Consider the following 10,000-nt stretch of genomic DNA (forward strand, 5'->3'; position numbering starts at 1 on the left):
TCTATGCCTACAGCGAGGTAGTCGCTGTCCACTTTGGTGTCAAAATCAAAGCTGCTGTACCAGCCAAACAATTTAGTATTTTTTCCTAGTTTGTAATCAGCGCCAACAGAAACGCCATTGTCATCTTCCAGCGTCTGATATTGGGTTTTTAATTCCCACTTATCCAGAGGGTAGGCAATATTCGCCAGATACCCATCAGATTTTTTGCCACTGACGACTTCTTCCTGCTGTTGCACCATAGCACCGAGTTTAAAACCTGCAACTTTTGCCTGAACTGTGGCGCGGGTTGCATCGTAGCCATTCATCTCACTGTCCATCGCTATGGACGCATACCAGTTTGATTCTTTTAAACTGTCATCACCGTAGACCAAGGCATAAGATTGAGCGCTTTTTGCGTCAGCCTCATCTTCCATCACATGACTAAGCATCAGTTTAAAGCCAGCAAAGGAAGGGGAACTGTAAGCAATCGAATCGCTCATACGGTTTTCACCTTTCCATAAGGTTTTAATATCGGCTTCATAGTCTCCAAACAAATCCACCTTACCTTGCGACATTTTCAGTGCCGTATCATGACGACCTGCAGTGACAGTACCAAAAACACCCTGTAACCCAATAAACTGGTTGCGGGATTTAATATTTTTTTCATTGGCTTCATCCGATGGGTCCACTTCCCACTCCAGTTGATAAACCAGAGTCAAGCCATCTTCCAGAGCGTAATCTCCCTGAATACCAAAACGTGAAGCATTACTTTTTAATTCGCCGAACGATCCTTCGCCCTCATCAGACTGCTGTGCTGACACATTAATTTTTCCATAGATTTCCCAATCTTTGGCCTGTGCAGTTGCAACACAACTTAAAGCCAATGCAATACTTAAGAAAGTTTTTGCAAACATGATTTATTCCTTAGTGGTAGGGACTTAGGGCTAACAACAGGGCTTCTGTTTAGCTGAATTATAACCATTGGTAGCAAAAGTCCAGCTTTTGCCGCCATTTATTTGTCAGGTGGTGCGGCACTGAGTTATTGAAATATGACAATAAAACTTCGAACACATGACATTTCGAAGGCTATTTTATGACTATAAGATGACAATATTATGACAGTCTAATCAGCTTTTAACTCCTGACAGAGTCCGGTTCTTTTGGCTTTGTCAAAGTCCAGGCCGTGCTGCAATATACGTGGTGATGGGCGCCAGTCCGGATTCAGCCAACTTTTGTGCAGTTTTTGCTCCGGATACCGGATGTCGGCGAGATCCAACATACTGTGAAATACACTGGTAGTGCTCAATGGCTCAGCACGACGTTGCTCCGCCAAGGCCTTTTTCTGTGGGTAAAGCATATTGTAGGCGTCTGAGGTCCACAACATAGAAGCCACTCTGTAATCACGTTCGGTATTATGGCCATGACCACTCTTAGTGCATTGACCGTCGAAAATATTTTCGCCGTGATCCGAGACAAAAAATAAGCCACTAATACTCTGACTTTGCTCCAACTGCTTAATCAAACTAAACAAAATAAAATCGGTGTAAGCCACGCTGTTGTCGTAGGCATTGTTTAGCAAAATTTTGCTTTTTTGATCGTGCATACTCACAGCCTGGCCTTTGCCTGAAGGAGTAAATAAATCAAAATTTTGTGGGTAGCGGTCAGCATAACTAAAATGACTGCCTAAGGTATGCAACACTATGAGTTGTTTTTGCTGATTTTGCTTCAACACCCGCTCAAAGGCCGGCAAGAGAATATCGTCATAAAAACCTTCTTTTTTGTAACCCACAGGATTGAGGTATTGCACCTGATCCGCTTCGCTGGCATGTATAGCTATCGAAGAGTCATGTACTCCTAACGGGCTTTGCGTAGATAACCAACTGGTACTGAAACCCGCTTCTTTAAATGCCGCAACTACCGAAGGCTCCAGCGGAAAATAACGCTGATCAGTGGCGGATTTGCGGGACAGGATCACAGGCACTGACATTCTGGTCCAGGCCCACGGACTGATCATGTCGGTAAAGCTAATCAAGTTTGTGGTCCCGGCCAGACGGGGTGTGGTTGGCCTGTTGTATCCATTAATCTGTAAGCGATCTGGTCTTAAGGTTTCACCTATCACCAACACATAGATCTGACGTTGAGATGGCACAGTCTGCTGCCGGGCTGAAAACTTAAAAGAAGCCGCGTTTTGCGCCACATCAGCGACAGCTTGTTTCTGCTTAACAAACTCATTTATGGCCAACAGCATATTCAGCGGATAGGTACCGTGAAACTTTTCGTAGCTGTAAGGCAGCGGGCGTTGCACAAAGACATTTTCTTCAGGATTTGTCCGCTGTTTCGCCTTATTAATTTGCTGATATTGCCATTCATTCCAACTCAGGCTCACCAAAACTCCAAAACAAATCAGCCAGATGGCAGGTCTGACACCAGCCTCCCAACTCCATTTACGTTGCCAGGCACTACGAACCAGATACCACCAAAGCAACACTATGGCCAGCACAGCCAGCGCTAAAAATATGCCAATCCCCGTCAGATAACCTAAAGCTTCATTCAGATCGGTTTCCGCCACTATAGCTATGGCATGCGCATCAGTATTTTTTTGATAAGTTAAAAGGTAAAACACTTCCTGCGGCACCAGTACTGCAGCAGGCAATAACAACACCAGACCTGGCCACAAAGTTCGGAATAATGACAAAACCAGCATGTAACACCAGACGGCAGCTATTAGTTTCCATTGTAGATAGGGGATCAGATCCTGTTCTGGCCATTGCACCAGTACCGGCGACAGTAACAACACGGAAAAAACTACGAGAGCAAAAATACGACATAAGGAATACAATAACGACTGGTTCACCAAAAAGCCTCCGGGCTCACTTCTCAAAATGCGGCTGGTCTGAAAAATTTGGATTCTGAGCGCATTTTGTCATTTTTACCAGAGCTGTTGTGAAGGAAAAAGACCGGGAAATAAAAGAATCAAGAGCCAGATAGTTTCCCGTCCATGAGGTAAATAGAAAATAGCCGCACATTCAAAGATTTTCGTTACAAATCAATGCAATTTATCACAACTTTCATAGTTGAATTCTATTTACAAGCAAGCTCAATTTGTACTATATCTTAACAGCCCTGTTCTATTGGGTAATTCTAATACTTATAAAGAATGCAACTACAAAAATCCAGCTAGGAAGCAAGAAAACATGAATAATAACAAAATAATACAATTAAGCCGCTGCGCTTTAGCCGTAGGTGCAGTGCTGTTCAGCGGACAAAGTTTCGCTCAACAAACTGACGATGGTAAAGATGTTGAACGCATTGCAATCACAGGTTCTCACATTAAAAGAACGGATCTGGAAGGCCCTTCGCCTGTCACTATCATCAGCCGGGACGATATCGACAAGTCGGGTTTTGATAACCTGCAACAGTTACTGGAGCGTTTGCCAGCCGCAGGTTCAGGCACCTTCTCTACCAGAGGTAATAGCCAGGACTCGACAGCAAATGGCGCCGCAGCTGTCAGCTTAAGGGGTTTTGGTGCTGATGCGACTCTGGTGCTGATCAATGGTCGTCGTGTTGCCAGCAGTCCTTTTGCCGAAGGTATAGTGAACAGCTTTGTGGATATCAACAGTATCCCAATGGCGGCAATAGAGCGTATCGATATTTTAAAAGATGGTGCCTCAGCCATTTACGGCTCAGACGCTGTTGCAGGTGTAGTCAATATTATACTGCGCAAAGATTTCACAGGTACTGACGTAACCGCAGGTTTTGGTGGCACTACAGGCCCGAATTACAATGAAAAGACCTTTTCAACCGTATGGGGTACAGGTGATGACAAGAGCAACGCAACGCTGATCCTGGATTACTTCAGCAACTCTCAGATTGATAACTATGAATTAGGCCGTTTTGGTACCGCAAACCAGACCCCTTATGGTGGTGAGGATTTCCGTTCTTCACGTGGCTATCCTGGTCGTTTTATCGTTGATGGTGTGGTCACCATAGATCCTGGTTGCCCGGCGGATCAGCGTGCAGGTGCAACCTGTTTATATGATTATGGCCCTTCCTCCATTGCTCTGCCTGAAGCTGAGCGTTTAGGTGCTATCCTCAGTATGAACCGCGATGTGAATGACGATGTGGAGCTGTTTGCCGAAGTTGCAGCCCAGCACAATACATCCACTGCAGGTGGCGCAGCGACACCACTAGACGAAGGTGCAGGTTTAACAGTACCGGGTACACATCCGAATAATCCTTTTGGTAAAGATATTCAAATCAGCCGTTACCGTACTGTAGACGCTGGCAACAGACGTTGGGATATCACTTCTGACACCTTACGTGTACTGGCCGGTTTACGTGGCAAAATCAATAACTGGGATTGGGAAACTGCAGTGCAAAAAGGCCGCAGCGCTTCCTCTCAAACCGGTGACAAGTCACAAGGCTGGGTACGCACTGACTTCCTGCAACAAGAAATTAATGCAGGCCGTTACAATCCGTTTGGTGGCGTACAGAACCCACAATCTGTAATTGATGCGATCACCACCAGTTTAGTACGTCGTGGTAAATCTCATATGACGTCAGCAGACGCCCGTATCAGTGGCGAATTGTTTGATGTCAGTCACGGTGCTGTTTCATTGGCTGCAGGTATCGAATACCGTAAAGAGGATGCCCGTGATACACCGGATGATCAGTTCCAGCGCGGTTTAATTTTTGGTACTGAGTCTGTGTCCGCTGCCGCCAGCCGTTCACAAAAAGCGGCATATGTCGAAATCTCTGTGCCGCTGCTGGAAAACCTGGAAATGCAATTGGCCGAACGTTACGACCATTACAGCGATTTTGGTGGTACAGCCAATCCAAAAGTAGCCTTCCACTTTACTCCAACAGATGAGTGGTCTTTACGAGCGTCCTGGAGTCAGGGTTTCCGAGCCCCGTCTCTGGCGCAGGTAGGTTTAGGCCCTTCACAGGAATCACAATTCTTTGTAGATACCTTCCGTTGCCCCACTCCTGATGCGGCAAACCCTGCTTGTGCTTCAACGGACTACACCATAGTCTTTGCCGGTAACCCTAACTTAGAGGCTGAAGAGTCTGAGAGCTGGAACATTGGCGCTATCTGGCAAGCCACAGATGATTTAGATTTCAGTGTGGACGTCTGGAGTATTACTCAGGACAATAAAATTGACGAAGTACCTTTTGGTGATGTCTATGCCGCAGAATGTGGTAATCAGAACAGCACTATCTGCGTGCGTCGTGCGCCTTTACCGGGTCAAACTTTAGGTGAACTGGACAGGATCAATAACACCTTCTTTAACGTCAGTACTCAGAAAGCCGATGGTATCGACTTATCCAGTCATTACAAAATGGATTTAGAAAGCTTAGGTAAACTGAAATTTAACCTGGAATACACCTACCTGAACAACTTCGAAAAAGACGGTCAGGATTACACTGGTGAATACCGTTACCCACAAAATCGTTGGACCGGTACTGCGGACTGGACCTTAAACGATTGGGGCGCTGCTACTGTGCTGACTTATGTTGGAGAGTTTGAAGATACACCTGATATAGATTTTGATGGTGCTTTAGACTTCGAAGACAATGAATCGCGCAAAGTGAAGGCTCAGGTGCTGGTTGATGTTCAGGGCTATTATAACCTGAATGAAAAAACCAAAATCACTATTGGTATCAATAACCTGTTCGACGAAGATCCGCCGTTCGCTATAGGTGACGGTGATGGTGATTTGTATGGTTATGTCACCAGTATGTACAACCCTCGTGGTCAGTACATCTACGGTAAAGTGAACTATAAGTTCTGATCCTGAAACCCGGGGCCAGCTTAATCGCTGGCCTTTCTTAGTGTAATCCCGCTACTCTTCCGCCAGTAGCGAAAACAACTCGGTCCTATTGCGGCCATTACGTTTTGCCATATAAAGCGCCGAATCAGCCTGCAAATACAGCTCCTCAAAGGCACTTTCACCATGAGTTAACGCAATGCCTATTGAGGTAGTAACGCATAACTCAGCACTGCCGGCTTTAATGGGATAATCCGCCAGAATCACTCTGATCCGCTCAGCCACATGTAAGGCTGTGGCAGGATCGGTTTCCGACAAAAACACGGCAAACTCCTCTCCGCCAATACGGCCAAATATATCGTATTCACGCAGAGCTTTTTTTATACGGTTGGCCGTCGCTTTGAGCACCTCATCACCGGCCTGATGGCCATAGGTGTCATTCACTGATTTAAAAAAATCCAAATCCAGCAACAACAGCGCAGCAGGCTGCTCTGAGCGCTGACAGCGCGCCAGCTCAGCTTCGACAGAATCGACAAAGCAGCGGCGATTCGCTACTTTAGTCAGCTCATCGGTCAGAGCTAATTCACTTAAGCTTTCAACTTTGCTGTACAGCTGATGTTCCAGCACTTTCTGTTTGGTAATTTCTTTGGCCTGGATCAGCATTTCGCCGGAAGGAAGAATTTGTTCAGACATCAAAAACCAACGGCCATCCGTTAAGTCCACTTCAAATAACCGAAATGGATTTTGCCGTCTTTTTTGTTTAGCTAAAGCCAGCCAGTCTTCAATATTATCAGCCGCAAACCGTACACCTTTACCTTCACGAAACGACAGCCGCATCAAGTTATCAAAGGAGATCCCTACTATGTTGCGCTGATCCTGATAAAAAATACCAGCAAAAGCCTGATTACAACCAAGCATCTCGTCATCGGCACTTAAAATAGCGTAACCATCGTTACAGACTTCTATAAATTCCAGTAATTTCTTCTGAAACATCTGCTGAGAGAATGGCATAACAACCTCTGCCGCAACACCTGTGTTTAAACACTAGCAGAGGGAATTAAGAGTGCCACAGAAGATTGTGAAACTTAAATTTGATCAGAGGTTTAAATAAAAAAGGGACTATAAATAGTCCCTTTTACCGAAGATTAGCAGTCAAAGCTGCGGGCGCTTACCTGGCCAGGCGCTCAATACAGTTTCAGCAACCTGTTTTAATTCAGCGCAATTAGCACCGCTGGTCGCTTGCACCGCCATACCCTGCATAACCGCTAGTATGTATCGCGCCAGAGCTGCAGGGTCGGACTGTTCCGGTAAATCCCCTTCCGCTTTGGCCTGCTCCAGCCGAGCACATAAAGCAACCTCTCCGGCACGGCGCTTCGCAATCAGAGCTTCTTTGACAAAAGTGGCCGACTCACTACAGGCAAGAGCGCCCTGCACTATGACACAACCAGGCGGATTCTCCGGATCGGCATTACTGCTCGCCGCCCCACAGAGCATGTGTTTTATCACTTCGTACGAGCTTTCTTTTTCCAAAGCAGGATAAAAAAACGCACAAGGGCGATTCTCATACAGTTCGATAGTTTTCAAAAACAGCTGTTCTTTATTACCAAAGGCCGCATACAAACTAGGCTTGTTAATACCCATGGCTTCACATAAATCGGGCAACGAGGCGCCTTCGTAACCTTTACGCCAGAACACTTCCAGCGCTTTTTGTAAGGCCTTTTCCATGTCAAAAGCGCGCGGGCGTCCCACTGTTGGCGCTGCTGTAACCGCTGATGCTGACATTTCAGACTCCGGATTAAAAAGGATGCACTAGCTTAAACTGCTTGGCAGCACATGTCCAGAAAGGAATATTTACCAATCGGTACATTAATCTGTATAATAGCAACTTATCTTGACAGACCAGTTACCTACCTAAACTCAGACACTGAAGCAGCAAAATAGTTTTAGGCAATTCGGGGCGGTTTTTAGATATTCAGCAAAATCAAGTCCCACCTTATGCTGTATTCAGGTTGGCAACCCCTGCAGCAGTCCCCTCTGCCAACCCGGCAAACTGAGGCTTATAACCAAAATGTATGAGCTGAATGGAAAGACTCTAAATTATTTACCGATCGGTACAAAATAATGATTGACTCTAACCTGAACTTCTATATATTTACCGACCAGTACAAAACTAACAGATGAAACTAGTTTGTACAACAGAAGTTGAAACCAAATTTTTTATTGATCGAACTGAACGAGGAAAATGTCATGAGCAGCAACAGCACTATTCGTACCTTTGTATTGGGAAGCATCGCCGCCTTAGTGTTATCCGCTTGTGGCACTCCGGAAGGCGCAGCTCCGGGTGCTATGGCAGCGCCGGAAATTAATGTAGCCACAGTAGTACATGAAAAAATTACCGAATGGGATGAATTCACCGGCCGCTTACAGGCTCCGGAAACAGTCACCTTAGTACCTCGTGTCTCTGGTTACATAGAGCAGGTATTTTTCACTGAAGGCGCTTTAGTCAAACAAGGCGACTTATTGTTTCAGATTGACGCGCGCCCTTTTGCTGCTGAAGTTGCACGTTTAAGAGCAGAGCTGACCAATGCTGAAACAGCGCAGAAGCTGGCTGATAACGATTACCGTCGTGCTGCAGAGCTGAAAAAACAAAAGGCTATCTCTGAAGAAGTGGTAGACACCCGTTTGAGTCGTAAACTGCAGTCAGCCGCTACTGTGGCTTCAGTCAAAGCCGCTTTACAACGTGCTGAACTGGATTTGTCTTTCACTCAGGTTAAAGCTCCTATTTCAGGCCGGGTATCTTACGCTCAAATCACTGCAGGTAACTTTGTTCAGGCCGGTAGCAGTCAACTGACCACCCTGGTCAGTACCAGCAAAATGTATGCTTACTTTGATGCTGATGAACAAACCTACCTGAAGTATGTTCAACTGGCCGCAGCAGGCAACAGAGCGGAACAACGCACAGCCCACAATACTGTCTATATGGCATTGGCAGGCGACAGTGACTTTGGTTATGTCGGCAGCATCGACTTTATCGACAACAGCATCAATGCGCAGACCGGTACTATCCGTGCCCGCGCTACTTTCGAAAATGTCGATAACAAGCTAATCCCTGGTTTATTCGCCCGTTTAAAACTGGTGGGTAGCAATGCTTATCAGGGCATTTTGATCGATGACAAAGCCATAGGCACAGACTTAAATAACAAGTTTGTGCTGGTGGTCAATAACGAAAATCAGCTGGAATACCGCCCTGTCACTTTAGGTGAAAAGGTCAACGGTCTGCGCATTATCAGCAAAGGTTTAACAGCCAATGACCGCATTGTAGTCAACGGTCTGCAACGTGTACGTCCATCCATGACTATCCAGCCTAAACTGGTTGAGATGGCGACTAGCCAACAATTAACCAGTTTAAAAGCGGAACAACAGCAGTTAGAAGCAGACAGCAAGCAAGAACTTACTGCGGCGGCAGAACAAGCCGCTTCTGTGCAAGCAGCAGCTAATCAGGGTTAAGGAACGGATATGTTATCGCAATTTTTTATCAAAAGACCTATTTTTGCCGCCGTACTGTCGCTGCTGATTTTTATCGGCGGCGCCATTGCAGTGTGGCAACTGCCCATCACTGAATACCCAGAAGTTGTACCGCCTACCGTAGTGGTGACGGCTAACTATCCGGGTGCTAACCCTAAAGTCATAGCAGACACTGTAGCCTCGCCTTTAGAGCAGGAAATTAACGGTGTGGAGAACATGTTGTACATGTCTTCTCAAGCCACATCAGATGGCCGTATGACCTTAACCATTACTTTTGCCATTGGTACTGACGTTGACCGGGCTCAGACTCAGGTACAAAGCCGGGTTGACCGCGCTAAGCCTCGTCTGCCGCAGGAAGTACAACGTTTAGGTGTAGTGACGGAGAAATCCTCGCCAGACTTAACTATGGTGGTGCATTTAACTTCACCGGATGACAGATACGATATGTTGTATTTGTCAAACTATGCGGCGCTGAACGTGAAAGACGAACTGGCCCGTATTGAAGGTGTAGGTGCAGTGCGTTTATTTGGTGCCAGCGAATACAGCTTACGTATCTGGCTGGATCCGAATAAAGTTTCAGCTGTTGGTTTATCACCAGCTCAGGTAGTAGCAGCTATCCGTGAACAAAACCAACAAGCTGCAGCAGGTTCTTTAGGTGCTCAGCCAGCCGGTGACAGTGATTTCCAAATTCTGATCAACGTCAAAGGCCGTTTAACCACAGAACAGGA

7 protein-coding genes are annotated in these 10,000 nt (G+C 46.1%); 3 read left to right on the plus strand and 4 right to left on the minus strand.

What is annotated here, in order from left to right; translation table 11 throughout:
- Both LDL40_RS03880 and LDL40_RS03885 read right to left on the minus strand, forming a co-directional pair.
- Nucleotides 1-893: porin (locus tag LDL40_RS03880; RefSeq protein WP_300993808.1), on the minus strand; the 893-nt coding region annotated here is incomplete at its 3' end.
- A gap of 209 nt (nt 894-1,102) precedes the next feature.
- Nucleotides 1,103-2,833, minus strand: a complete 1,731-nt coding sequence (locus LDL40_RS03885) for a phosphoethanolamine transferase (RefSeq protein ID WP_300993810.1) — start codon at nt 2,831-2,833, stop codon at nt 1,103-1,105.
- A gap of 340 nt (nt 2,834-3,173) precedes the next feature.
- On the opposite strand from LDL40_RS03885, the gene LDL40_RS03890 reads away from it, so the two are divergent.
- Entirely contained in the window at nt 3,174-5,771 is a 2,598-nt protein-coding gene (locus LDL40_RS03890) for a TonB-dependent receptor (RefSeq protein WP_300993812.1), read from the plus strand.
- A gap of 51 nt (nt 5,772-5,822) precedes the next feature.
- Here the strand turns inward: LDL40_RS03890 and LDL40_RS03895 are convergent, their stop codons facing one another.
- Complete coding sequence (locus LDL40_RS03895) at nt 5,823-6,758, minus strand: sensor domain-containing diguanylate cyclase (RefSeq protein ID WP_300993814.1); 936 nt, start codon at nt 6,756-6,758, stop codon at nt 5,823-5,825.
- 141 nt (nt 6,759-6,899) lie between these two features.
- Nucleotides 6,900-7,529, minus strand: a complete 630-nt coding sequence (locus tag LDL40_RS03900) for a TetR/AcrR family transcriptional regulator (RefSeq protein ID WP_300993816.1) — start codon at nt 7,527-7,529, stop codon at nt 6,900-6,902.
- 465 nt (nt 7,530-7,994) lie between these two features.
- On the opposite strand from LDL40_RS03900, the gene LDL40_RS03905 reads away from it, so the two are divergent.
- Both LDL40_RS03905 and LDL40_RS03910 read left to right on the plus strand, forming a co-directional pair.
- Complete coding sequence (locus LDL40_RS03905; protein WP_300993817.1) at nt 7,995-9,254, plus strand: efflux RND transporter periplasmic adaptor subunit; 1,260 nt, start codon at nt 7,995-7,997, stop codon at nt 9,252-9,254.
- 9 nt (nt 9,255-9,263) lie between these two features.
- Nucleotides 9,264-10,000, plus strand: a 737-nt coding sequence (locus LDL40_RS03910) for an efflux RND transporter permease subunit (protein WP_300993819.1), incomplete at its 3' end; no start/stop codon positions are given.

The sequence above is a fragment of the Rheinheimera sp. genome (assembly GCF_020217005.1).
Taxonomy (GTDB): Bacteria; Pseudomonadota; Gammaproteobacteria; order Enterobacterales; family Alteromonadaceae; genus Pararheinheimera.

What these genes read in the sequence shown, in the direction of transcription:
- LDL40_RS03890 (WP_300993812.1), top strand. Translation starts at nt 3,174, where the DNA reads ATGAATAATAACAAAATAATACAATTAAGCCGCTGCGCTTTAGCCGTA.
- LDL40_RS03895 (WP_300993814.1), bottom strand. Translation starts at nt 6,758, where the DNA reads ATGCCATTCTCTCAGCAGATGTTTCAGAAGAAATTACTGGAATTTATA.
- LDL40_RS03900 (WP_300993816.1), bottom strand. Translation starts at nt 7,529, where the DNA reads ATGTCAGCATCAGCGGTTACAGCAGCGCCAACAGTGGGACGCCCGCGC.
- LDL40_RS03905 (WP_300993817.1), top strand. Translation starts at nt 7,995, where the DNA reads ATGAGCAGCAACAGCACTATTCGTACCTTTGTATTGGGAAGCATCGCC.